General features: G+C 41.5%; 22 protein-coding genes. 10 read left to right on the forward strand and 12 right to left on the reverse strand.

What is annotated here, in order from left to right; translation table 11 throughout:
* Positions 1-3 precede the first annotated feature (3 nt).
* From BM192_RS05540 to BM192_RS05550, 3 genes are all read right to left on the reverse strand, one after another.
* Positions 4-816, reverse strand: a complete 813-nt coding sequence (locus tag BM192_RS05540; RefSeq protein WP_037441225.1) for a hypothetical protein — start codon at positions 814-816, stop codon at positions 4-6.
* 9 nt (positions 817-825) lie between these two features.
* Positions 826-1,365 (reverse strand): heavy-metal-associated domain-containing protein, encoded by a 540-nt coding sequence (locus BM192_RS05545; RefSeq protein WP_037441223.1) that lies wholly within the window; start codon positions 1,363-1,365, stop codon positions 826-828.
* Positions 1,366-1,545: 180 nt separating this feature from the next.
* Positions 1,546-1,944 carry an HYC_CC_PP family protein gene (locus tag BM192_RS05550; protein ID WP_037441220.1) on the reverse strand — a complete coding sequence of 133 codons (399 nt, stop codon included), beginning with the start codon at positions 1,942-1,944 and terminating at the stop codon, positions 1,546-1,548.
* Between the two features lie 160 nt (positions 1,945-2,104).
* Between BM192_RS05550 and BM192_RS05555 the strand changes: the two genes are divergently transcribed.
* Positions 2,105-2,824: a peptidylprolyl isomerase gene (locus BM192_RS05555; protein ID WP_037441216.1), complete on the forward strand. Its 720-nt coding sequence runs from the start codon at positions 2,105-2,107 to the stop codon at positions 2,822-2,824.
* Between the two features lie 13 nt (positions 2,825-2,837).
* Complete coding sequence (locus tag BM192_RS05560) at positions 2,838-3,614, forward strand: exodeoxyribonuclease III (protein ID WP_037441401.1); 777 nt, start codon at positions 2,838-2,840, stop codon at positions 3,612-3,614.
* A 20-nt stretch (positions 3,615-3,634) separates the two neighbouring features.
* On the opposite strand, the gene BM192_RS05565 is transcribed toward BM192_RS05560, so the two are convergent.
* From BM192_RS05565 to BM192_RS05595, 7 genes are all read right to left on the reverse strand, one after another.
* Entirely contained in the window at positions 3,635-4,198 is a 564-nt protein-coding gene (locus tag BM192_RS05565; RefSeq protein ID WP_037441214.1) for a 5-formyltetrahydrofolate cyclo-ligase, read from the reverse strand.
* Between the two features lie 98 nt (positions 4,199-4,296).
* A complete protein-coding gene (gene efp / locus BM192_RS05570; protein WP_074590763.1) occupies positions 4,297-4,857 on the reverse strand; it encodes an elongation factor P in 561 nt (186 codons plus the stop codon).
* A 157-nt stretch (positions 4,858-5,014) separates the two neighbouring features.
* On the reverse strand, positions 5,015-5,632 hold the full coding sequence (locus BM192_RS05575; protein WP_037441212.1) for an ABC transporter ATP-binding protein: 618 nt from the start codon (positions 5,630-5,632) through the stop codon (positions 5,015-5,017).
* A 2-nt stretch (positions 5,633-5,634) separates the two neighbouring features.
* Complete coding sequence (gene lpxA, locus BM192_RS05580) at positions 5,635-6,420, reverse strand: acyl-ACP--UDP-N-acetylglucosamine O-acyltransferase (protein WP_037441211.1); 786 nt, start codon at positions 6,418-6,420, stop codon at positions 5,635-5,637.
* A complete protein-coding gene (locus BM192_RS05585) occupies positions 6,417-7,829 on the reverse strand; it encodes a bifunctional UDP-3-O-[3-hydroxymyristoyl] N-acetylglucosamine deacetylase/3-hydroxyacyl-ACP dehydratase (protein WP_074590760.1) in 1,413 nt (470 codons plus the stop codon). The genes lpxA and BM192_RS05585 overlap by 4 nt, the downstream gene beginning before the upstream one ends.
* 26 nt (positions 7,830-7,855) lie before the next feature.
* Positions 7,856-8,902 carry a UDP-3-O-(3-hydroxymyristoyl)glucosamine N-acyltransferase gene (gene lpxD, locus BM192_RS05590; protein ID WP_037441209.1) on the reverse strand — a complete coding sequence of 349 codons (1,047 nt, stop codon included), beginning with the start codon at positions 8,900-8,902 and terminating at the stop codon, positions 7,856-7,858.
* A 122-nt stretch (positions 8,903-9,024) separates the two neighbouring features.
* Positions 9,025-10,254, reverse strand: a complete 1,230-nt coding sequence (locus BM192_RS05595) for an HD domain-containing protein (protein ID WP_037441208.1) — start codon at positions 10,252-10,254, stop codon at positions 9,025-9,027.
* Positions 10,255-10,355: 101 nt separating this feature from the next.
* On the opposite strand from BM192_RS05595, the gene porX reads away from it, so the two are divergent.
* The 3 genes from porX to BM192_RS05610 are packed head-to-tail and all read left to right on the forward strand — an operon-like array spanning position 10,356 to position 13,610.
* A complete protein-coding gene (gene porX, locus BM192_RS05600) occupies positions 10,356-11,909 on the forward strand; it encodes a T9SS response regulator signal transducer PorX (protein WP_074590582.1) in 1,554 nt (517 codons plus the stop codon).
* Between the two features lie 7 nt (positions 11,910-11,916).
* Positions 11,917-12,342 carry a tRNA (adenosine(37)-N6)-threonylcarbamoyltransferase complex ATPase subunit type 1 TsaE gene (gene tsaE, locus BM192_RS05605; protein ID WP_037441196.1) on the forward strand — a complete coding sequence of 142 codons (426 nt, stop codon included), beginning with the start codon at positions 11,917-11,919 and terminating at the stop codon, positions 12,340-12,342.
* A gap of 41 nt (positions 12,343-12,383) precedes the next feature.
* A complete protein-coding gene (locus tag BM192_RS05610) occupies positions 12,384-13,610 on the forward strand; it encodes an alanine dehydrogenase (protein ID WP_037441195.1) in 1,227 nt (408 codons plus the stop codon).
* Positions 13,611-13,613: 3 nt separating this feature from the next.
* On the opposite strand, the gene BM192_RS05615 is transcribed toward BM192_RS05610, so the two are convergent.
* Together BM192_RS05615 and BM192_RS05620 are read right to left on the reverse strand one after the other, a co-directional pair.
* The gene (locus BM192_RS05615) at positions 13,614-14,786 is read right to left on the reverse strand and encodes an MFS transporter (protein ID WP_037441192.1); all 1,173 of its coding nucleotides are present in this window, start codon (positions 14,784-14,786) and stop codon (positions 13,614-13,616) included.
* A 54-nt stretch (positions 14,787-14,840) separates the two neighbouring features.
* The gene (locus tag BM192_RS05620) at positions 14,841-16,169 is read right to left on the reverse strand and encodes a D-alanyl-D-alanine carboxypeptidase/D-alanyl-D-alanine-endopeptidase (RefSeq protein WP_037441189.1); all 1,329 of its coding nucleotides are present in this window, start codon (positions 16,167-16,169) and stop codon (positions 14,841-14,843) included.
* Between the two features lie 97 nt (positions 16,170-16,266).
* On the opposite strand from BM192_RS05620, the gene BM192_RS05625 reads away from it, so the two are divergent.
* The 5 genes from BM192_RS05625 to BM192_RS05645 all read left to right on the forward strand — a co-directional run bounded on the left by BM192_RS05625 (position 16,267) and on the right by BM192_RS05645 (position 23,279).
* A complete protein-coding gene (locus BM192_RS05625; protein ID WP_074963917.1) occupies positions 16,267-18,774 on the forward strand; it encodes a zinc-dependent metalloprotease in 2,508 nt (835 codons plus the stop codon).
* A gap of 141 nt (positions 18,775-18,915) precedes the next feature.
* Positions 18,916-19,839, forward strand: a complete 924-nt coding sequence (locus BM192_RS05630) for a hypothetical protein (RefSeq protein WP_051759908.1) — start codon at positions 18,916-18,918, stop codon at positions 19,837-19,839.
* Between the two features lie 104 nt (positions 19,840-19,943).
* Positions 19,944-20,135: a cold-shock protein gene (locus BM192_RS05635; RefSeq protein ID WP_037441187.1), complete on the forward strand. Its 192-nt coding sequence runs from the start codon at positions 19,944-19,946 to the stop codon at positions 20,133-20,135.
* Between the two features lie 618 nt (positions 20,136-20,753).
* Complete coding sequence (gene ybeY, locus BM192_RS05640; RefSeq protein ID WP_037441185.1) at positions 20,754-21,206, forward strand: rRNA maturation RNase YbeY; 453 nt, start codon at positions 20,754-20,756, stop codon at positions 21,204-21,206.
* 198 nt (positions 21,207-21,404) lie between these two features.
* A complete protein-coding gene (locus tag BM192_RS05645; protein ID WP_037441184.1) occupies positions 21,405-23,279 on the forward strand; it encodes an ABC-F family ATP-binding cassette domain-containing protein in 1,875 nt (624 codons plus the stop codon).
* Positions 23,280-23,296 lie beyond the last annotated feature (17 nt).

The raw sequence follows: 23,296 nt of genomic DNA on the forward strand, positions 1-23,296 counted from the left end.
ATTTTATTTTAAAGCATTAAAAAAGTTAAACTCAGCACGAACCAGGAACATGTTTTTAGTAAAGCGGTTGTCCATTTTACCGGCTACTTCAAAGCGGTAACCCAGATCTATTCTTGTCCGGCTATTCAGGATAACCTGCAACGCAGGGGCCAGGTCAAGATAAGAATGTCCGGTTTCCGGATTGGTTTTACCCAACATTTCGAAATACAGGTTAAAGTTCGGCTGATTATAGTTTTTGTAGACAAAAGGTAGCATCAGATAACCAGAAGACAGGCTATAGCCCAGCATCTGGCTGGCAACCGGAAGATTTGGATTTCCCCGCAGCTCGCCCAGATCAAACGCCTTTGTATAACTTACTGTCGCTGAAAGTGCCAGTTTGTGAAGTAGCTGTGTAAAGATCAAACCTCCCTGGACACCACTATTGTCCCCTTCGAGGTTAATATCTTCGGTATAAACCTTTCTTTTACTGGTACTCAATCTTCCAAAAGCTGCAGCCCTGAAGTGCTGCTGCGCATCATCAATAGAAAGAAAACGGTATTTACCATAAAGACTTCCTCCCTCGAGCCTGTACCGGTTATCCATGTCCGACAAAAATGCCTGACCGTGAACCATCAGCTTTTTATTAAAGCTTAGCATGAGTTCAGGCATAGTTCGGTTTGCCCTGCTGTTAAAAGAACCCTCCTGGGTAACCCTTATACCGATAGATTTGGCGGCCATATTACTCGCAGGTTCCGTAAAAACATAAAGCTCCTGTGCGCGCAGCCCGGTTTGAAAAAGCAGCAACATTCCTACTGCAACAAACAATAATTTCCTCATCTCTGCGACTTAAATACTCAGGTGATAAACCCTGGTTTCTTTACCCTGGATAACTTCTTTTCCCGTAGCATAACTGTCTACTTTAAGCTGAGCAGCTTTTTTACGGAATGCAGAGGAAGAAATAAAGTCTTTATCCAGTACCTTTACAACCACCGGACCATTCAGGGTTTTACTTTTTGCATTGACAATCCTGAATACTGTTCCATCGAGCTGAGCAAGCCCCTTTTCATCTATTGCTGTCTGATTGAAATGGATGGTAGCAGAAAGATCTCCGATAGAGAAGCCCGCATCCTGAACTTTATTTTTAATTTGATCCAGGTTTACGTCCTGATCCTTTTTAAAATTGATGACAAATACATTCCGGTTTAGGTCCGGAGTAATATCTTCAATAAAACTCAGGCTTTTCAAAGAAGTTTCAGTTGCCCTGGAGCACATAGAGCACGTTAAACCGTTAACTTGCAGTTCAGCTTTTGAAATTTCTTGTGCTGAAGTTTTTAAACCTGTAAATAATAATGCCGAAGCAGCTATTGCATATGCGATAAGTTTCATCTGTATATTTTTTAGAATGATCCTGTCTGGGTTACAAAATCTGGATTTAGCCTATATCCGACCAGTTTTTGACGTAAGAAAACGACGGTATAAGTTCAGACTTAAAGTCCTGACAGTTTAAATAATTGAATTGAAAGAGAGGTTCAGAAAAGGAACCTTAACAAGCAAAATATTCCTGGTCTAATTCCGGAATACACAATTATAGGCATACAGAGAAACTCTACTGGATAAAGGGGGTACTTTATCTGCCTTTCCACTAAATAATACTGGTAATACTGCACGAATCATTTCTGAAAGAAATGGTGCAAGGAATAAAGTTACGCCATAATTTTTAGGCAGGCTAACTTTAACTCCGGATTCATGGCTGTCTTTAATCTTCGCATCAACCGCTGTATTTTTACAGCAGGTATTAGTTTGATCAGGCTTCTCTGAGGCCTTACAACCTTTACAGTGTTCCTTTGCAGTAAACTGGACAGCAGCGAGATCACCCCCGCAGAAATGCAGGCTAAGGGCTATACCAATTACGCTAATCAGGTAAACGGCACATAAACCCATGGCTATTTTTTGTCTCAGTTTCATGATATGCAAATGTAGGGGATATAACGAGTAATTCCAAATAAGCTAATTAGCTTTAAACCCATCAGGTTAAGGTTATAGTCATTGCAGGGACATATAAAATGACTAATAATTTGTATTCCCCTCCATTCAGCTGTAAATTCGTTAAAATTTCAAGGCCTTTATGAAATACATCTATACCTTTTTACTCTGCTGTTTGCTTGGACAGGCTTACGCTGCAAAACCAATTCACCAGTACATCAGGATTAATACCGCAGATGGCGAAATTATCATCATGCTTTATAACAGCACGCCAAAACACAGGGACAATATGGTAAAACTGGCTAAAAGCGGGTTCTATAACGGAACCTTGTTCCACCGGGTAATAGCCGGATTTATGATTCAGGGTGGAGATCCTAACTCCAAAGCAGCAAAGCCAGAAGCCGAATTAGGCGAGGGAGATACAGGATACACGGTTGACGCAGAATTCAGAGACAGCCTCTTCCATAAAAAAGGAGTCCTTGCTGCGGCAAGAGACAACAATCCGGCAAAAGCATCAAGTGGTTGTCAGTTTTACCTCGTACAAGGTAAGATATTCAGCCCGGCAGGGCTGGACAGCCTGGAGAACGGCCGTTTAAAATTTAAAATCCCCGCATACCAACGTGAAATCTATCAGACCGTAGGCGGAACGCCTCATCTGGATAGAAATTATACTGTATATGGTGAAATTATTACGGGTATAGCCGTGCTGGATAAGATCGCAGCCTGTCAGACGGGACCAGATAACAGACCTGTGTCTAATCAGGAAATGCAGGTAAGCCTATTAAAAAGAAGACAGGCAAGAAAGCTGGAACGGACTATGAAACGTTCGCCAGAAATTAAGCCAATAGCTTTTAATGTTTAAAATAACCTATAAAATGAAGATAATCACTTATAATGTGAACGGAATACGTTCTGCTTCCACCAAGAATTTTTTCGGCTGGCTGCAATCCACAGATGCAGATATGGTTTGTTTGCAGGAGGTAAAAGCAATGCCGGAACAAATCCCGGAGATTATAGCCCTGATTGAAAGCCTGGGATATCATCATTACTGGTTCTGTGCGGAAAAAAAAGGATACAGCGGTGTTGCATTACTAACGAAGATCAAACCGCTCCACGTTGAATACGGTTGCGGAGAGGAATGGATTGATAAAGAAGGCCGCATTTTAAGAGCCGATTTCGAAGACTTTTCATTGATGAGCGTGTATTTGCCGTCTGGATCGTCCGGTGATGAGAGACAGGCTAAAAAGTATGTTTTCATGGATTTTTTTGAGCAATACATCACCAATCTGCGCCTAACGCATCCGAACCTGATCATTTCCGGAGACTATAACATCTGTCACTCGGCAATTGATATTCATAACCCTAAGTCAAATGCGAAATCTTCCGGGTTTTTACCAGAAGAAAGAGCATGGATGGATTTACTCGTTGGCAGTGGTCTGACCGACACTTTCCGTCATTTCAATAAAGATCCCCATCATTATACCTGGTGGAGCTACCGAGCCGGATCAAGAGCGAAGAACCTCGGTTGGCGTATTGATTACCACCTTACTACCCCACCGATGCTGGAAAGACTTAAAAATGTACGTATTCTACCCGACGCTATCCATTCTGATCATTGTCCGGTTTTACTCGAGCTGGAAAGCAAAACATAACAATTAAACAAGCTAAAAGCTTAAAAATAAACAATGGTATCCGGCGTAAGGCAACAATCCAGCCGGATATCATTTTCATGCACGTCGCTGATTTCTCCTTCAGGTGCAAAAAATGAGACCCCAACTTTAAGGGCTCCGGAAGTCTCCAGAAAACGATCATAGAATCCCTTTCCATATCCTACGCGATAACCATGCACATCTACTGCGAGCAAAGGCACTAAGACAAGATCAATTTCTGCTGAGTATTCCTGGTCGTCTATAGGTTCCCAAATCTGAAACTTATTTTTCTGAAGCATTTCCCTCCCGGCAAAAACATGGTGTGTCATCAAAAAAGTTTCAAAATCTGCCCGCGGGATTACTATCTTAATTTTAGGATGCTCAAGCTGAAGCCAGTCAATAAAAAGGAAGGTATCGGGTTCATTTTTATCTTCAATCGGCAAAAAAAGATGAATGGTGTGGATCCCTGAAAAATCCAGTCTGCAGAATTGTTCAAGCAGTTTTTCATTGAGCAGGCGAATATTTTCGGGGTTCAGCGTTTTTCGACGCAGCAATTCCTGCTTTCTGATCAAAGATTTAAGTGCCATACTCAAAGATAAACAGAAATGGCCTAAAAAAAATATGGCTTCGGGAACCACTCCGAAGCCAAAATCAACCTAAACCTAAAACTAAACTATGAAAATTCTTACTTTACTCTTTCAACATATTCACTTGTGCGGGTATCAACACGAATTTTATCGCCCTGATTAATAAACATGGGGACTTTAATCTCCACACCCGTCTCAACAGTTGCATATTTCAATGCGTTTGTTGAAGTATCACCTTTGACAGCTGGTTCCGTATAGGTAATTTCCAGCTCTACATGAGAAGGTGTCTGCGCCATAATCGGCTCCTCACTTTCAAATGCGATGATTACATTCATTCCTTCTTTCAAAAATTTAACAGATTCTCCGAACAACGTTCTGGGTATGTTAAACTGTTCAAAAGAAGTGTTATCCATTACCACCAGAAATTCTCCATCTTCATACAGATATTGATAGTCACTGGTTTCAACGCGGCAAATAGATACTTCTTCATCAGTACGGAATCTATATTCAACAAGTTTCCCTGTTTTGATATTTCGCATCTTAGCCTGGTAAAAAGCTCTCAGGTTTCCGGGCGTACGGTGAAGAAACTCTTCGACCTGTACTAACTCACCATTGAAACGCAAAATATTACCACTTTTTACTTCTGATGCTTTTGCCATTTTAATTGAAATTTAAGCTTACAATCTTTAGCGCCATTTCGTGCCGCAAAGGTAAAGACAAATTATGAATTCTACAATACTAATATTTAAATATTCTTTTAAATGCATTTGGGTGCTCTAACATGACATTTGTCTTGCAATTTGACCCCTAATACAGCTATTTATAATCAGAAATCTGCAGGTGATGATCGCAAAATTTATACTCATTCTCCTGATTTGACCCAATGATCACCATCTTTTTTGCTGCAAACTGCGCAATGAGGTCCTGATACCAACTCACACCCTGAACATCAAGATTAGAGGTCGGTTCGTCCAGCAATAGCAAAGGAGCATCTGTACAGCAAGCCAGCGCCAGTTTCGTTCTTTGCTTCATTCCAGAAGAGAAATATTTAAGAGCTTTGTCTTCCGAACGGCTCAATCCCAGGAGATCCAGAACAGCCCTCAAATTGAGACCCGGAATGAGATCTTTAAACTTGAAATGAAACGCAATTGTCTCCTGTAGGGTGAACTCCTCAACCAGATCTAAATAGGGTGCAGCAAAGCTACTTTGACGATACCATTCGGCTTCCGGGATAGCAATACCATCTGCGGAATAAGAAACCTCACCTTCGGACGGAGACAGATTACCAAGAATCAGGCTAAGTAAAGTCGATTTACCTGAACCATTTGGACCCAGAATGGCGTATTTCTGACCACCAGCAAACGTATAGCTGATATCTCTGAATATCCACTCCTGGTTAAACCTTCTGCCCGCTGCCGATAGCTTAATATCCATGCTTAGCTACCGGAACCGAAACCTTTCATCACACCCCTGTTAGAATTACGGATAAAATCAACGATCTCATCCCTGATCTCTGTAGGTGCGAATTCAGCCTCAATTTTATCAAGTGCTTTAGTTACATTATTGTGCTTTACGAAAAGAACCCTGTAAATCTCCTGGATTTCGTTGATCTTCTCAGACGAAAACCCTCTTCTTCTAAGTCCTACAGAATTGATACCTGCATACGAAAGTGGTTCCCTTGCGGCTTTAACATAAGGAGGCACATCTTTACGTACCAGTGAACCACCGGTAATAAAGGCATGTGAACCTACTTTAACAAACTGATGAATAGCAACCAGCCCGGCAAGAACCACGTGGCTACCGATAGTAATATGGCCTGCCAGAGTCGTACTGTTAGAGAAAATACAGTAATCACCAACTTCGCAATCATGCGCAATATGGCTATAAGCCTGAATCAGGCAGTGACTCCCGATTACAGTCTTCCATTTATCTTTAGTTCCACGATTAATCGTTACACATTCTCGGATAGTGGTATAATCACCAATCTCCGCAGTTGTAACTTCACCTGCGAACTTTAAATCCTGAGGAACACCGGAAATTACAGATCCTGGAAAAATATTACAGTTTTTTCCTATCCGCGCACCATCCATGATGACGACATTTGACGCAATCCATGTTCCGTCTCCGATCACAACGTCTTTGTGAATCACAGAAAAAGGTTCAATGGTTACATTTTTACCGATTTTTGCATCCGGATGTATATAGGCTAAGGGTTGTATCATGATACGCGTTCGCTTTCTTTAACTTTTGAAATTTGTGCCATCATTTCGGCTTCCACAACAACTTTCTCACCCACCATTCCGACACCTTTCATTTGCGCGATACCCCTGCGGATTGGCTCCATCAGATCGCATCTGAAAACGATAGTATCTCCAGGTAGTACCTGGGCACGGAAACGTACTTTATCTATTTTAAGGAAATAAGTCAGGTAGTTTCTTGGATCAGGAACAGTGCTGAGCACCAGGATTCCACCCGTTTGTGCCATAGCTTCGATCTGAATTACGCCCGGTAAAACCGGAGCGCCAGGAAAATGCCCCTTAAAAAACTCTTCATTCATAGTAACGTTTTTTACGCCGACTACGTGTGTCTTTGAAAGTTCGAGGATCTTATCGATAAATAGAAAGGGTTGTCTGTGTGGCAGAATATCCATGATCTGAACCACGTCATACAAAGGTTTCACCCCAGGATCATAAACGTGCTGCACTTTTTTGTTTTTTTCTTTTTTAATTGCTGCTTTAATCTTTTTAGCAAAGGCAACATTAGCTGCGTGTCCCGGACGGGCAGCCATAATATGACCTTTCAGGTGCATCCCCACAAGGGCAAGATCACCAATCATATCTAATAATTTATGTCTTGCGGGTTCATTCTGATAACGCAGTTCCATATTATTCAGGACACCCTGAGGAGCTACGTCAATTTTTTCCCTGTGAAATATTTTAGCCAGGTGATCCAGTTCTTCCCTGGTCACTTCTTTATCTACGATAACGATAGCGTTATTTAAGTCACCGCCTTTGATCAGATTATTCTGCAGCTGATATTCAAGCTCATGCAGGAAACAAAAGGTCCGGCAGGATGCGATTTCGTTCTTAAATTCTGCAATACTTGGAATCACTGCATGCTGACTCCCAAGTACAGGTGAATTATAATCAATCATACAGGTAAACCTGTAATCATCAAGCGGCATTGCTACGATTTCTACCTTACGTTCTGCTTCTGTATAAATAATATTGTGCGGAATCTGGAAGTATTCACGATCTACACTTTGCGCGATTATTCCGGCTCTTTCCAAAGCCTCTACAAAAAGAATAGCGCTGCCATCCATAATCGGCGTTTCAGGCCCATCAAGCTTCATCAGCACATTATCCAGATCCATACCCACCAGAGATGCCATTACATGCTCTACCGTACTGATACTTGCTCCATTCTGGCTAATTGTCGTACCTCTTGCCGTGTCCGTAACATTATCGCAGTCTGCATCTACGATCGGTTCTCCAGGAAGATCCGTTCGCTGGAATTTGAACCCGTGATTTTCAGGTGCCGGACAAAAAGTCAAAGTGACATTAGCTCCTGTATGCAGACCTACGCCCTTTACAGAAACTTCGCTTTTAATGGTTTTTTGTTTAACGTTCATTATTGTTTTGTGTAGTTCTTTTATTACTATGATTGGGGCGTGGTATTCAAGCTTGTTTCCAGCTTTGCGATTCTCTTTTCCATATCCGGAAGATGCCTGAAGAGTACAGATGCTCTCATCCAGTTACGGAGTGGCTGTGCAGGAGAACCATGCCATTGTTTGTTTTCCTCACTAATACTAAAATTAACCCCCGCCTGGGCACCCAATTGAGTTCCTTTCGCAAGTGATAAATGGCCTGCAATTCCTACCTGTCCGCCGACGACAGAACGCTCCCCTACCTTGGTACTGCCAGAAATACCCGCTTGTGCGGCTACAACTGTGTTTTCACCTATTTCTACGTTATGTGCAACCTGAATCAGGTTGTCCAGCTTCACACCTTTACGGATAAAGGTAGAACCCATTGTTGCCCGGTCGACTGTCGTATTTGAACCAATCTCAACGTCATCTTCAATAACTACGTTTCCAATTTGCGGAATCTTACTGTAACTACCGTCAGGTTGAGGTGCAAATCCGAAACCATCGCTGCCAATCACTGTATTAGAGTGAATAATTACACGATTGCCGATCACAGAACGATTATATATTTTCACCCCTGGATGAAAAAAGCCGTTTGAGCCGATTACTGTATCAGCACCAATAAATACCTGGGGGAAAACTTTCGTGTTATCGCCAATGACTACATTTTCAGAAACATAGGCGAATGCACCAATAAATACATTTTTACCGATAGTAGCCGATGGGTGTACAAAAGAAGGCTGTTCTATCCCGCTCTTCTCACTAACCATGGTCAGCGCCTCATTGTATTTCTCGAGTAATACCGAAAAAGCGCTATAAGGATCCTTAACCCGGACAAGCGTACAACTTAACTTATGGGCTGGCGCAAAATCCAGACTGACAATTACTACGGAAGCATTTGTCGAATATATATAATGTTCGTACTTAGGGTTCGACAGAAAACATAAGGTCCCTTTCTTTCCATCCTCTATTTTTGAAAGTTCAGAAACCACGGCGGTTTCATCTCCTTCAACTGTTCCACTTAAAAAGTCGCTTATCTGCTTGGCAGTAAATTGCATCCTACAAAGTTAAATGTTAAATTGATATGAACAAATAATCCCACAAGTCATATTTTCAAACGCTGCACTTTGTCCAGCATGCTAAAAACGGAATTATTATTGGCTTTTTTTGTTAAAAAATGCTAAATTATTGTAGGATAACACAGGATGTGTTTCCTGACGGTTTTATCTAAGGATTTAAGGTTAGCCAAATCTGACGCTTTTGCAATATCCAGTATATCAAGATTTTTCATCAGAATACTGATCGTGCTCCCTCCACCGGAAATATGATAGGCCCGGTTGCTGATCTGGTCAGTGAATACAAAATAGGCTGCTTCTTCAGCACTGATTTTATAGGTGATCATTGCATGATCGAGCAGACGTTGTATCCGTTCGGGATCAGGAGAAGCATTAGAAATTTCTGTTTTATATAAATTCCTGCTAACCAGCATCCGGCAAAGCAGGGACAGAATCCGGTCCCCGTTGTCCTGCCAAACCTTTACCGAGGTAAAGATATCCTGATCATCCAGCCTTGTGAATTGCTCCAGATGTAAAGGATCAGCAAAAAAATTGGCTGAAGACAATTCATTTTCTAAAAAGTGTGACAATGCGGGGGTAGCAAATAAACTTACACCATTCCTTGAAAGCTCTTTAGCCCTTTTGAGAATTTTAACCAGCAATTGCTCTCCGGAAATAACCGTTTTATGCAAATACACCTGCCAGTACATCAATCGCCTTGCAATCAGGAATTTTTCAATACTGTAGATCCCTTTTTCTTCAATAACCAGATGACCGTCTGCGAGATTAAACATCTTTATAATACGATCAAAACTGATCACTCCCTCACTTACCCCTGTAAAAAAACTGTCCCTGTTAAGATAGTCCATACGATCCAGATCTAACTGACTGGAAATCAACTGGTGTAAGAATTGTTTTCGATACCCGCCCCTGAAGATTGAAATTGCCATATCCAGACGTCCGTCGAATTCCACATTCAGCTTTTCCATAATTTGCATGGAAATGTCCTCATGTTTTATATCTCTGACTAATGAATGCTCCAGCGCGTGCGAAAAAGGACCGTGCCCAACATCATGCAATAAAATTGCAATGGTAGCGCTTTCCTCCTCTTCCACGCTGATTTCATGCCCTTTACCTCGTAATACCTCTATTGCCAAACTCATCAGGTGCATGGCACCAAGCGCATGATGAAAACGGGTATGCAATGCTCCCGGATAAACCAGGTGGGTCATGCCGAGTTGCTTGATATAACGAAGCCGCTGAAAATAAGGGTGAGACACCAGATCAAAGATCAGTTCGGACGGAATTTTGATAAACCCGTAGACCGGATCATTTATGATTTTCTTTTTGTTCAATCAGGTAAAATAAATTATACGGTACAAAAATTGCTATTTTTATCGGTAATCAGAAAGAGATCACTTTTTTTGAAGAATTATTTACACTAGACACTCAAATAATGCAGGAAACCAAGATTTTATGGGCCGATGATGAGATCAACTTATTAAAACCACATATATTATTACTGAACGAAAAAGGATACCATGTCACTACCTTCACCAACGGCAATGATGCGTTAGAAGCATTTGGTAAAGAGCACTTTGACTTAGTTTTTCTTGACGAGAATATGCCAGGTATGAGCGGATTGGAAACTTTGTCTGCCATAAAGAACATTAAAAATGACGTTCCCGTGGTATTGATCACTAAAAGTGAAGAAGAGAACCTGATGGAAGATGCTATCGGTTCTAAAATTGACGATTACCTGATCAAACCTGTAAACCCTAAACAGGTATTACTAACTATCAAAAAAATCATAGATAACAAGAGGTTGATCAGCGCAAAGACCTCCATGGCTTATCAGCAGGATTTCAGAAGACTAGGTATGACACTGAATGATAAACTGAGCTATGAAGAATGGGTAGAAGTTTATAAAAAACTGGTTTTTTGGGAACTTGAACTCGAAAAACTAGATGATCCGCAGATGCACGAGATTCTCACCATGCAGAAGTCTGAGGCGAATACACAGTTTTCTCGCTTTATAGAAGATAATTATCTTGGTTGGGTAAACGGTAAAGAAAAACCTCCGCTGCTCTCTAATGAGCTGCTGAAGAAAAAAGCTTTCCCACATATCAACCCCAATACACCAGTTTTCTTCATCCTCATTGACAATCTGCGTTATGACCAGTGGAAAATCATTAACCCGCTGATCACAGAACATTTCAGACTCGATGAAGAAGATATATATTCCAGTATCCTACCGACAGCAACGCAATATGCCCGAAATTCTATTTTTTCCGGTCTGATGCCGCTGGAAATGGAGAAAAGATTCCCTAAGCTTTGGCAGAATGATGACGAGGAAGGTGGCAAAAACATGCACGAAGAAGAATTCCTCGCCGAACAGATCAAACGCAGTGTACGTCATGACTGTAAATTCAGCTATCATAAAATATTAACTTATGATGACGGTAAGGCGCTAACAGATCAGGTAAATAAACTGATGCAGAATGAGTTTAACGCTATCGTTTACAATTTTGTTGATATGCTTTCTCATGCCCGTACTGACATGGCTATGATTCGTGAACTGGCAAACGATGACGCAGCTTACCGTTCGCTTACTTTAAGCTGGTTTGAACACTCGCCACTTTTGGAACTGCTCAAAAAGCTTTCTCAAAAAAGAGTAAAAGTAGTTATTACAACTGATCACGGAACCATAAGAGTTAAACATCCGAGTAAAGTAATCGGAGACAGGAATACGAATACTAATCTGCGTTACAAACAGGGACGGAACTTGAATTATAATGCAAAAGAGGTGTTCCTGATTAAAAATCCACATGAGGCACAACTGCCTAAAATCAATATTAGTTCTAATTATATCTTTGCAAAAGAAGACCGTTATTTTGTTTATCAGAATAACTACAACCAGTTTGTGAATTACTATAATGAAACCTTCCAGCACGGTGGGATTTCATTGGAAGAGATGATCATTCCGGTTGCAACTTATAGCTCAAGATAAAATAAATATGCAATTAGTTATACAAGATCTGAATGGACTCAGTGCTGCCGCAGAAGCAGTGCTGAGTTTTGCCGGAGACCACCGGATAATTATTTTTGATGGTGAAATGGGTGCCGGCAAAACCACTCTTATTAAGGCCATCTGTGCCGTATCAGGCGTAACTGACATTGTCAGCAGCCCAACGTTTTCCATTGTCAACGAGTATGAATCCCCTAAAGGACCCATTTATCATTTCGATTTTTATCGGATAAAAGATATCAGAGAAGCCTATGACATAGGTTATGAAGAATATTTTTATTCCGGTAATATCTGTCTTATTGAATGGCCGGAACGTGTTGAAGAACTCCTTCCGGAAATCTATATCCATGTGCAACTGGTTGCAGATAGCCCAGATCAGCGAACCCTAACCTGCAGTCTGGCAGGGAATATTTAAATAAATTTCTTAATTTCAATCGCGTATAAAACTACTGCATAATGAGTACAGGATTAAGGGAAGAAATGGCATCAATTGCTCAAAAAGGCATGTTACAGCCAAAGGAAATGCTATCGGAATTGAAACCGAAGCATAACAGGCTTTATATTGGTATTCCAAAAGAGATTTCTTTTCAGGAGACCAGGATTGCATTAACCCCGTTATCTGTGGCCCTGCTCGTCAACAATGGCCATAAAGTAGTATTGGAAAGCGGAGCCGGAACAGGTGCTAATTTTTCTGATAAGGACTACAGTGAACAGGGGGCCATGATATCCTTCGATAAAAAAGAAGTCTTCCAGGCAGATATCATTGTCAAAATTGCCCCGCCGACACTGGAAGAAATTCAGCTCATGCATAAAGGGCAGACCTTGATCTCAGCGCTGCAGATGGGCGATCTGAAAGAAAGTTACCTGAAAGCTCTTTTACATAAAAAAATAAATGCGCTTTGCTTTGAGCACCTGCGTGATGAAGGAAATATCCTCAGCGTGGTTCGTGCGATGAGCGAAATTGTTGGTGCAACTTCCATTTTTATTGCGGCAGAATACCTGAGCAGTGTAACCGGGGGGAAAGGGCTCATGCTCGGTGGTTTTACCGGAGTTCCTCCGACAGAGGTTGTCATTCTGGGTGCAGGCACAGTTGGTGAATATGCGGCTCGTACCGCGTTATCACTTGGTGCAGAGGTCAAAGTATTTGACAGCTCCATCTATCGCCTCAGAAGACTCCAGAACAATCTTGGCAGCCGTGTATTTACATCTGTCATGCAGCCGATTGTATTGGCTAAAGCTGTGACTACCTGCGATGTTGTCATCGGTGCGATCAGAGCGACAAATGGACGCAGCCCTTGTATTATCATGGAAGAAACAGTTGCAAGAATGAAACCCGACAGCGTGGTAATCGACGTTAGTATAGATCAGGGAGGGTGCTTTGAAACTTCCAGGGTAACCAATCACAAAGACCCTGTATTCCGGCTGCACGATGTTATTCACTACTGTGTTCCGAATATCGCATCTCGGGTACCCCGCACAGCCTCTTATGCTTTGACCAATATCTTTACGCCGATTCTCGTGGATATAGGCGATATGGGCGGATTGATGGGCATGGTGTGGAATAAACCCGGAATTAGAGAAGCCTTGTATATCTACCAGGGCCATCTCACCAGTAAAGACCTTGCCAACCGTTTCAACCTGCCTTTCAAGGATATCGAACTATTGGTTGTATCCAACCAGTAAATGCTAACTGGCCTTAACCGGCTTCCAGATAAATTGCAGATAGACCAGCGCGAGCAGGGTTACCCCTGTACACAGAAAAAAGGTATAAGGTATGGTGCCGATATCGTCAATAAATATCCAGCCAGCCAGTAACGCACCGAATCCAATTCCTGCTTCAAGGGCTATATACATGGTTGCCATCGCTTTTCCCCGGTGTTTTGGGTCACTCAGATCTATGGTCCAGGCATTTGCAGAAGGCGAAAGCATACCCGTTGCCACGCCGTAAAGCGCAGATGCAGACATTAACGAGAATACTGACGTAGCCAGTCCAATCCATAGCAATGCCACAGAGAGCAGTACGAGGCTTATTTTCATAATTAAAATTCTTCCATAAGTATCAGAAGCTTTTCCGGCTACAAAGCGGATCAATAGAGACGTCAGTGTAAAAACCATAAAAAACAATCCTTTATTTGCTGTACCAAGAAAGGAACCCCAGTCTCCAATAACCGTTAAAATCACGCCATAACTTATATAACTCAGTAAAGTGATCAATGCCGCAGGAATGACCCGCCATTCGATAATATCACTTCTTTTGATTTTAAAGAGTGACAGACTAAGCTTTTGTTTCTCTTTTAAAGTCTCTTTCATATTCCATAAAATCACGATAGACATCAACGCAAAAACCGAAGAACAGTAAAAGAGAATATCGATAGAGAAATGATTGGTGATTAAACTTCCTATTGCCGGACCGATCGCAAGCCCAGTACTAAAGCAGATTCCATGTACCCCCATAGCTTCTCCCCACCTGTTTTCCGGAACGAGATCTGCAACGTAAGCGGCAGTTGCAGTCGGCTTAAATCCGGTAGAAAAGCCGTGAATTAACCGTAGAAATAAAAACCCGGCTACTGTTGTCAGTACCGGATAAAGAAACCCACAGATAAAACAAACTACAGAGCCTACAGCCATTACAGGCACGCGCCCGATTGTGTCAGTGAGTTTCCCACTGAACGGCCTGGAGAAGCCGGCTGTTAAAGTAAATAACGCGATAATCAATCCTTTATAAGACGCACCGCCCATTGCACTCAGGTATGCAGGTAATTCGGGAATAAGCATGTTGAAGCTGGCGGAAAACAAAAAGGAACTCAGACAGACTAGTCCGAACTGTAAAGTATAAATCGTATCCGCAGGTTTTTCCATAGGCAAAGCTAGTAAAAAACCTGATCAGATTAACCGGAACAGCTTATAATACGCTTAATAATGGTCATGAATATAGCTCATTAGCCGGACCAGTTCCTTCCGTACCTCAACCGCAGAACCTGTAAAATTATTATTCATAAATGAGAACAAGTAAGTTTTTCCAGTTTTCGTCTTAACAAAACCACTTTGATTATACACACCCGAAAGCGTACCTGTTTTCCCATAGACAAATGGCTCATCAGTGGCAGGATAAGCATTTTTGAGCGTTCCTGTCTTTCCTCCGGAAGGTAGCATGGAATATAACTTGTCACGGTCTGCTACAGCCGAATCTATCAGATGAAGCACTTTAATAACGTCCCGGGGAGTGAAAAGATTCATCCTGGATAAACCTGAGCCATCAACCCATTTAGGTTTATCCGGCAGCCCTGCCAGCTCATGACTAAGCGCATGAGCTATCGCATCTTTCCCATTGAGTTCTGCCTGAAAGCTATCTGCACATAATAAAAGAAGGTGTTCTGCAATAAAATTATCACTAGGCAGCATCATTTCACGCAATACATCTTCTTTACGTGACTGAAAAATAACAGCAGCCTGATCTGGCAATTTCTTTATAACCAGACTTACAGGTTTCTGTAGCATATCTGACAACAAATTAACCGTCAGACTACTGCTTGTCTGGTAAGGAATCTGCTGCTGGTACCCTGCAGGAACCTGCTGCCGGGGGGCCTGAAACCGATTGGCCTTCCAGTCCCTGCGCACAATAAATTCGGCAGGTTTAAATGTGCTGTCTGTGAAAAGATCCGTCCGGAACAGTCCGGGAGACAGTTCAAGTTTTCCAGACACTGCCTGGAGAGAAATCATATTGTCACTTACAGGCAACTCGGTAATCTCGGCCTGATAATAGTCATTATAGTCATCCCATGACCATCCTTCTCCATAAACACTGCCAGTATAACGGCCGGCTGCGAAATACAAAGTCTTATTACTAGACTTCAAAAAATCCAATGCCCCCCGAGCTTTTAACTTGCCTTGAAGCAGAGAAGGATCTCCTGTTCCCCAGAAGATCAGTGAATCTCCAGATATGATATATTTCATAGCCGGAAGGCTATCAGGAAGCATTTTCCATGCTGTATAAAAAGTGAACAGCTTGGTATTGGATGCAGGCACAAAATACTGGTCTGCATTCTTTCCATATAAGATACGTCCATCTTCAGAACTCGCTAGTGCAAAACCGGTAAGGTGCCCGCGCATTAACTCAGAGTGTGCAAAGAAGTGGTCTATTTTTTTATTCATCTGGCGCTGAACCGCACATGCCTGGAAAAAAAAAGGCAGTAGAAGGAATAAAAACCAGCGTTGAAAAGAGACCGGAACCAATAGTTTCATTCAGTTAATTTAGGTATTTAAACGACATTTACTATTACACGGCTAAATTACATCCTCTTTTTTGGCAATAAGGCATCTGATTAATAAATTGCCGGCTATGAACGTTCCTACCAAACTACTTACCCTGGCGGGTATCGGTATGCTCTGTATACTGAATAGCAATCCGGCTATAGCCCAGAAAAAAAACAAGAAAGATAAAAAGGGCATCCCAGCGGCAGCTCCGGTCGTAACCCCTAAAAAAGAGGGCATTAAATCTTTCAGTGATCTGATTAACGACAAAGCTAAAGTAAAAAAAGGCCTTTTTAATACTTACAAACAAGATGAAAAATGGTTTTTTGAGATTCCGGACAGCCTGCTCAACCGTGAAATGCTCGTGGTCACACGCTTAAATAAAGTACCCGCAGGGGTTAGTGTCGGCAACCAGCAATACGGGGGAGAGCAGCTTAACGAGCAGGTCTGGCAGTGGGAACGCAGAGGTAAACAGCTATTTATCCGGGTTCCCGGATATGCGGTTCGGGCGGACAGCACCTCTGATATGTATCAGTCAGTCAGGAATTCAAATTTATCAACCATTCTGGCCAGCTTTGATATCAAAGCCTACAATAAAGACAGTACCGGCGTCATTGTAGACGTAACCGATTTTTACAACGGCGATGTACAAGCAATAGGTGCGACAGACAAATTGCGCAAAGCTTATAAAATTTCGGCGCAGGATCCGTCAAGATCATATATAGACACCATTAAATCGTTCCCCCTGAACATTGAAGTCGTAACCGGAAAAACCTACCGGTCGGCCGAATCTCCTATTGATAACAGCCTGGGTGCTATCACCTTTGAGTTTAACACCTCTATGCTCCTGCTGCCTGCTGTACCGGTTAAGGCACGGATCAGGGATGCCCGCGTCGGTTATTTCGGTCAGTCTCAGATTGATTATGGAACTCAGGCACATAAAGCCGAGCGCACAGCTTATATCCATCGTTGGAACCTGGTACCTAAAGATACGGCAGCTTACCTTCGCGGAGAATTATCTGAGCCTGTAAAACCTATCACTATTTATATCGACCCGGCAACCCCTAAAAAATGGGTTCCTTACCTCATTCAGGGTATTAACGACTGGCAGGTCGCTTTCGAGGAGGCCGGATTTAAAAATGCAATTATTGGAAAACCTGCTCCCTCAGCAGTAGAAGATCCGGACTTCAGCGTAGAAGATTCCCGGTACTCCGTTGTCCGCTATTTCGCATCGAACATTTCAAATGCCTACGGCCCGCATATAGCTGACCCGCGTACCGGACAGATCCTGGAAACACATATTGGCTGGTATCATAATGTCATGAACCTGCTGAGAAACTGGTATTTCGTACAGACTGCAGCAATAAATCCTGTAGCCAGAAAAGCACGTTTTGACGACAAAACCATGGGCGAGCTGATCCGATTTGTGTCTTCACATGAAATCGGACATACCCTGGGTTTACCACATAACTTTGGCTCGAGTTACGCTTATCCGGTAGATTCCCTGCGCTCCAAAAAGTTTACTGATACCCACGGAACCGCTCCTTCTATTATGGATTATGCACGTTTTAATTATATCGCACAACCAGGAGATGGAGTAACGAAATTACATCCGGAAATCGGGGAATACGACAAATGGTCGGTAAAATGGGGATATACCTGGTTTCCCGGAAACTTGAGTCCTGAAGCAGAAAAACTTAAACTTGATGAGTGGACTAAAGAAAGAGCAGGAAATCCTATCTATTACTACGGCCGCCAGGGTACCTCGCTCGACCCTCGCCTTCAAAGCGAAGACCTCGGTGATAACGCCATGAAGGCAGGAGCTTATGGAATTGCCAATCTGAAACGTATCCTCCCGAATATAGAAAAATGGACCTACGAAAAAGGTAGTGATTACAGCGACCTCAGAGAGATTTATACCGAAGTAATTGCTCAATATAACCGCTACATGGGCCATGCACTGACGAACGTCGGCGGTATGAATGAAAATTTCAAAACTTATGATCAGAGTGGACCGGTCTACACTTATCTGGGTAAAGCTAAACAGAAAGAGGCTTTAGCATTTTTTAATGCACAACTTTTCAATACGCCACTTTGGCTCATTAACAATGAACAACTGAGCAAATTTGACAACGGAACTATGCTAAACAGAATTAAAGCTGTACAAACAGGTACCTTGAATAGTCTACTGAACCCTTCACGCCTTGCAAGGCTGCTGGACAATGAAACAAAAAATGGAATTTCGGCATCATACACGCTTCCTGAGCTATTTTCCGACCTTCGTACTGGTATATTTACAGCAGGCCGCCCAGACGCGTTTAAACGCAATCTACAACGCGCTTATATCGGGCAGCTGAATTCATTAATGCAAAAGGAAATGGAAGCTCCTGCAGCATTTCCTACTGATGCACTGGCCAGTTTCGGAATGACACCAGTGGTGGTATCCCTATCAGATATCCGTCCGTTGGTCCGGGCAGAACTAAAAACACTTTTACTCAACTCCCGTCAGCGTGCAGCAACAGCAGATGTACAAATCCGAGCACATTATGAAGATCTCAACAACAGAATTAATGAGGTACTGAACCCTAAAAAATAATTTTTCAATCAGATTTAAAACCGTATAGCTATCAGCTATGCGGTTTTTTTTTGCCAGGACTTTTATACCCCCCGTCAAAAGATTAGGTTAAACGGTAAAGGGCAGATATATTTGTCTGTAAATTCCGTTCGTTATATGCAAATGAGATACTTATCATTCTTAACTTTCTGCCTGATTACAATGCTGATGGCCTGTCAACAGGAAAAACCAGTTAAAAAAGAAATTAAAGATTTTAAATCAGGTATTGAGTCCGTAAAAGGAATCCGTTATACAGAAGTAAAAAGACGTTTCAGCAACGGCTTGTCATTTGACACGACAGGATTTCAGCAGGAACCGAGCTGGATCATTGAATTCTATTCTGCCGACACTGTACTTGCATGGGATCCCGCACAGCAAAAAATGCAGGGTTTCCATCTTCATCATGACCATAAAGACGTTTATAATTTTGCTAAAGAATGGTTCCGTTTTAAATCTGTAAGTAAAGACAGTCTGGTTTTCCAGCGTCTTCAAGTTACCAGTAAAGCAATCGCAGACGATATCCGTTCAGATGTAAATATGACTTTTTATGCAGACTCGTATATCAAAAAATTGAGCAGCAGTGCTGAGGTGCTGCAGCGACCAAGTAAGGCGGACACTACGTTTATAAAACAGATGATTGAACGCGCAGAGCGAAATCCAACTAATGCAGACAGCGTTTTTGCAGGAAGAATTCCTGTTCAGCTAATTCCCAGGGATAATCGTATCCAGGTTCAAAAGATCAGTACAGTTGACAAACTAAATGGCCGCACTGAAGCTTATGACTATCTGTATCCACGGTTTCGGATTATTATTCCGGATTCTTATAAAGACTTTGGTTTCGAATTTAACGTATTGGTAGATAGCAACGGTAAAATGCACCTGGGTAAATTTTATATGAATATGCCGGAATACAAAGAAAGCCGGAAAAAGGTACTCCAGGGGATTATCGATGTGTACCTCACTAGTTTATTAATAATTAAACCAGGCACTACATTAGGGCTCCCTCATTCCAGCGAAATAACAGTGTCTGTAAAAGGAAAAAAATAGCGCTAATACCCTGTGAAATAACATAATTAGCAAAAAAATGTCCATATGCAGATTATAAAAATAAAATCACTACATTGCAGACTTAATTATTAATACTTAATACAATGCAAGAAGGAACAGTAAAATTTTTTAATGTAACTAAAGGTTTCGGATTTATCGTACCAGCAAACGGCGATAGCGAAATTTTTGTACATTCAACAGGCCTAATCGATGAAATCCGTGAAAACGACAAAGTAGAATACGATGTTGAAAGCGGTAAAAAAGGTTTAAATGCGATCAACGTTAAAGTAATCTAGAATTATTTATAACCATTCGTAGAAGCTTCCTGGTATCAATCAGGAAGCTTTTTTTATGCGCAATCCCCGCGTATTCAATCCATGGATTCAATTCTCGCGCCCCCGCGCGTTAAGCTTAACATACTCTTTCATTCGGGTCATATAGTAATTACCCTTGTCATTTCTGCTTCTGTTTTCTAACATTCAACCGGGTTTATATGAATAAAAATGAGTTTAATCGGGTCAACCTCGGGTTAAGCCCCTATTTAATCGGGTCAACTACGAACAACACCCGAACAAGACTCTAATGAGGTACCACCATGGCTTTGAGTTGAGATGAATGGATTATTCGGGTTCTGATGCAGTGTTCCCTGGTATTTTTATTCCAAAGGCCGTAACTAATTCACTAGAATACACCATCTTGTTGGTTCGCTGTGGGTACGTGTGGGTTTCTTGTAGGTGTGGTGTGGGGTTCAGTCGAACAAGAGTAAAGGAACACTCAAACCAGACCCGAACATGATATAACCAAAAGCTTATTCACGGGACATGCCCGATGTTATTTCAGCTACTTGTCAAGAATGACTGAATTCAAAAATTGCTGAAATAAAAGTACTAAATTTGCAGCGTAAACTGATTGTCATGCCTAAGCTTCCTGTACACTTCTTCAACGAAGACGTGAATTATGTCCTTAAAAATAAAACTGTCATCCGTAGCTGGATTAACGACACTATTATTTCTGAAGGATATAAACTGGAAGAATTGAATTTTATTTTATGCTCCGACAAATATTTGCTGGAGATGAATAAACAGTACCTGAATCATGACACCTATACCGACGTAATTACGTTTGACAATTCAGATATTGAGGAAACCATTATTGGCGATATTTTTATCAGCGTTGAACGTATACAGGAAAATGCAAAAACCTTTGGCAGTTCTGTTATAAATGAGCTGTGCAGGGTAATGATTCACGGCACACTTCATTTGCTGGGTTACGGCGATAAAGGGAAGGCTGCGAAGACCTTAATGACGGCTAAGGAAGATACTTACCTGGCCACCTTAAGCATTCCTGTAAAAACCAAGCCCCTATAAAATATAACACACTGTAATACAGTAACTTAATATAAAATAACTTCTCTCATCCGGGTTCTATTCAAGAATTGGCTGTCTTGTTCTGCTTTAATTGCTGACCTGCAGTTATCATTGATCTGCCCGATAATGAAGCGGTTAGCTATATATTTGTTATTTTTGCAGGTAATTTTAATTCTGATAATTCGTTAAAAAACTACTTTGAGCACATTAATTGCAGCAGAAAACTTAGGCCATGCCTACCATGATGAATGGTTATTTAAAAACTTAACCCTCGGCATCCAAACTGGCCAGCGCGTAGCGTTAGTCGGTATTAACGGTGCGGGAAAAAGCACACTCCTTAAACTATTAGCAGAAAGATTTAGTCCTCTTGAAGGCAAAATCGTTAAAAATAAATTCGTTAAAATTGGCTTTCTAGATCAGGAACCTTCTTTTCCAGATGGATATTCTATCAGTGATTTTATTTTTTCACTGGAAAATAAACAGCAGCAGCTGATTAGGGAATATGAAGAATTGATCGAAGATCCTAACCCTGACGAGCAAAAACTTAATCGTCTATATGAAGAATTAAGCGAGCACAATGCCTGGGAATACGAGCATGAAATAAAAACTATTTTAAGCCGTATGGGTATTAATCATTTGCAGCAGCAAATCTCGACACTATCGGGTGGTCAGAAAAAACGACTTGCTTTAGCCAAATTGCTGATTGAAGATCCGGAAATTTATGTACTGGATGAGCCTACCAATCACTTGGATATTGATACCATCGAATGGCTGGAAAAGCTTCTTACTTCTGGAAACAAAACCATTTTACTGGTAACTCATGATAGATACTTCCTGGATAATGTCTGCAATACAATTGTAGAATTAGACCGAGGCAAGATTTATAATTACAATGGAAATTACGCTTATTTCCTGGAGAAAAAATCGGAACGCGAAGCAGCTGACGAGAGTACATTCCAGAAAAACAAGAATTTACTGAAGAAGGAATTAGAGTGGATGCGCAGAATGCCAGCCGCAAGAACGACTAAATCTCAGTCGAGAATCGATTCATTCTACGACCTGGAAAGCAAAACAAAACAGCGCACAGACAATAAAACTGTGACCTTAAATGTGAAAATGTCCAGACAGGGAAACAAAATTCTTGAACTGGATCACATCGGACAGTCTTTCACAGATAAAAATGTAATCAGCGATTTTAGTTACACTTTCAAGCATGGTGACCGTATTGGTCTTGCCGGTAAAAATGGTACTGGAAAGTCTACCCTGCTAAATATTATAACTGGTTATCTGAAGCCGGAAAAAGGGATCGTAGGCAAAGGTGAAACTACCGTTTATGGTTACTATAAACAAGGAGGATTAGCCTTTAATGAGAAAGAACGTGTAATTGACATCGTTAAATCTGACGCCGAATATATCAAGATGGCAGATGGTCAGACTATCTCTGCATCTCAACTCCTGACTCTATTTTTATTTCCGCCAAAGAAACAACATGGCATGGTCGAGAAGCTCAGCGGTGGTGAGAAAAAGAGATTGCACCTGATGAAAGTATTAATGCAAAACCCGAATTTTCTTATCCTTGATGAGCCTACAAATGACCTGGATATAGATACCCTAAATGTGCTGGAAGAATTCCTTGAAAACTTCCCTGGCGTATTAATTCTCGTTTCTCATGATAGATATCTTTTGGACAAAATGAGTGAACAATTATTCATTATGGAAGGTAACGGAGATGTGCAAATTTATAACGGAAATTACTCAGAATATAGAATCAGCCTCGACGTTGCAAAAGATAAGCCCGCAACTAAAGTTGTGAAAGCTGATACTATATCTTCCGCTCCTGCCCCGGTAAAACTTACCTATAAAGAGCAAAAGGAATTAGATGATTCAGAGCAGGCTATTGCTTCATTTGAATCAGAAATAGCGGCGCTAACCAATGGTCTTTCTGAAATTGATCCGGTAAATTATCAGCAGATACAAGATCAGACCTTAAAGATACAGACGATTCAGCAACACCTGGATAAAACGATGGAACGCTGGCTGGAACTATCAGAAAAGGCAGGAAGCACAACTTAATACCAGCACTTATAAGC

The organism is Pedobacter antarcticus (genome assembly GCF_900112985.1).
Lineage (GTDB): Bacteria > Bacteroidota > Bacteroidia > Sphingobacteriales > Sphingobacteriaceae > Pedobacter > Pedobacter antarcticus.

Excerpts from the sequence above, each read along its gene's own strand:
- BM192_RS05540 (WP_037441225.1), bottom strand. The coding sequence starts at position 816 with ATGAGGAAATTATTGTTTGTTGCAGTAGGAATGTTGCTGCTTTTTCAA.
- BM192_RS05545 (WP_037441223.1), bottom strand. The coding sequence starts at position 1,365 with ATGAAACTTATCGCATATGCAATAGCTGCTTCGGCATTATTATTTACA.
- BM192_RS05550 (WP_037441220.1), bottom strand. The coding sequence starts at position 1,944 with ATGAAACTGAGACAAAAAATAGCCATGGGTTTATGTGCCGTTTACCTG.
- BM192_RS05555 (WP_037441216.1), top strand. The coding sequence starts at position 2,105 with ATGAAATACATCTATACCTTTTTACTCTGCTGTTTGCTTGGACAGGCT.
- BM192_RS05560 (WP_037441401.1), top strand. The coding sequence starts at position 2,838 with ATGAAGATAATCACTTATAATGTGAACGGAATACGTTCTGCTTCCACC.
- BM192_RS05565 (WP_037441214.1), bottom strand. The coding sequence starts at position 4,198 with ATGGCACTTAAATCTTTGATCAGAAAGCAGGAATTGCTGCGTCGAAAA.
- efp (WP_074590763.1), bottom strand. The coding sequence starts at position 4,857 with ATGGCAAAAGCATCAGAAGTAAAAAGTGGTAATATTTTGCGTTTCAAT.
- BM192_RS05575 (WP_037441212.1), bottom strand. The coding sequence starts at position 5,632 with ATGGATATTAAGCTATCGGCAGCGGGCAGAAGGTTTAACCAGGAGTGG.
- lpxA (WP_037441211.1), bottom strand. The coding sequence starts at position 6,420 with ATGATACAACCCTTAGCCTATATACATCCGGATGCAAAAATCGGTAAA.
- BM192_RS05585 (WP_074590760.1), bottom strand. The coding sequence starts at position 7,829 with ATGAACGTTAAACAAAAAACCATTAAAAGCGAAGTTTCTGTAAAGGGC.
- lpxD (WP_037441209.1), bottom strand. The coding sequence starts at position 8,902 with ATGCAATTTACTGCCAAGCAGATAAGCGACTTTTTAAGTGGAACAGTT.
- porX (WP_074590582.1), top strand. The coding sequence starts at position 10,356 with ATGCAGGAAACCAAGATTTTATGGGCCGATGATGAGATCAACTTATTA.
- tsaE (WP_037441196.1), top strand. The coding sequence starts at position 11,917 with ATGCAATTAGTTATACAAGATCTGAATGGACTCAGTGCTGCCGCAGAA.
- BM192_RS05610 (WP_037441195.1), top strand. The coding sequence starts at position 12,384 with ATGAGTACAGGATTAAGGGAAGAAATGGCATCAATTGCTCAAAAAGGC.
- BM192_RS05615 (WP_037441192.1), bottom strand. The coding sequence starts at position 14,786 with ATGGAAAAACCTGCGGATACGATTTATACTTTACAGTTCGGACTAGTC.
- BM192_RS05620 (WP_037441189.1), bottom strand. The coding sequence starts at position 16,169 with ATGAAACTATTGGTTCCGGTCTCTTTTCAACGCTGGTTTTTATTCCTT.
- BM192_RS05625 (WP_074963917.1), top strand. The coding sequence starts at position 16,267 with ATGAACGTTCCTACCAAACTACTTACCCTGGCGGGTATCGGTATGCTC.
- BM192_RS05630 (WP_051759908.1), top strand. The coding sequence starts at position 18,916 with ATGAGATACTTATCATTCTTAACTTTCTGCCTGATTACAATGCTGATG.
- BM192_RS05635 (WP_037441187.1), top strand. The coding sequence starts at position 19,944 with ATGCAAGAAGGAACAGTAAAATTTTTTAATGTAACTAAAGGTTTCGGA.
- ybeY (WP_037441185.1), top strand. The coding sequence starts at position 20,754 with ATGCCTAAGCTTCCTGTACACTTCTTCAACGAAGACGTGAATTATGTC.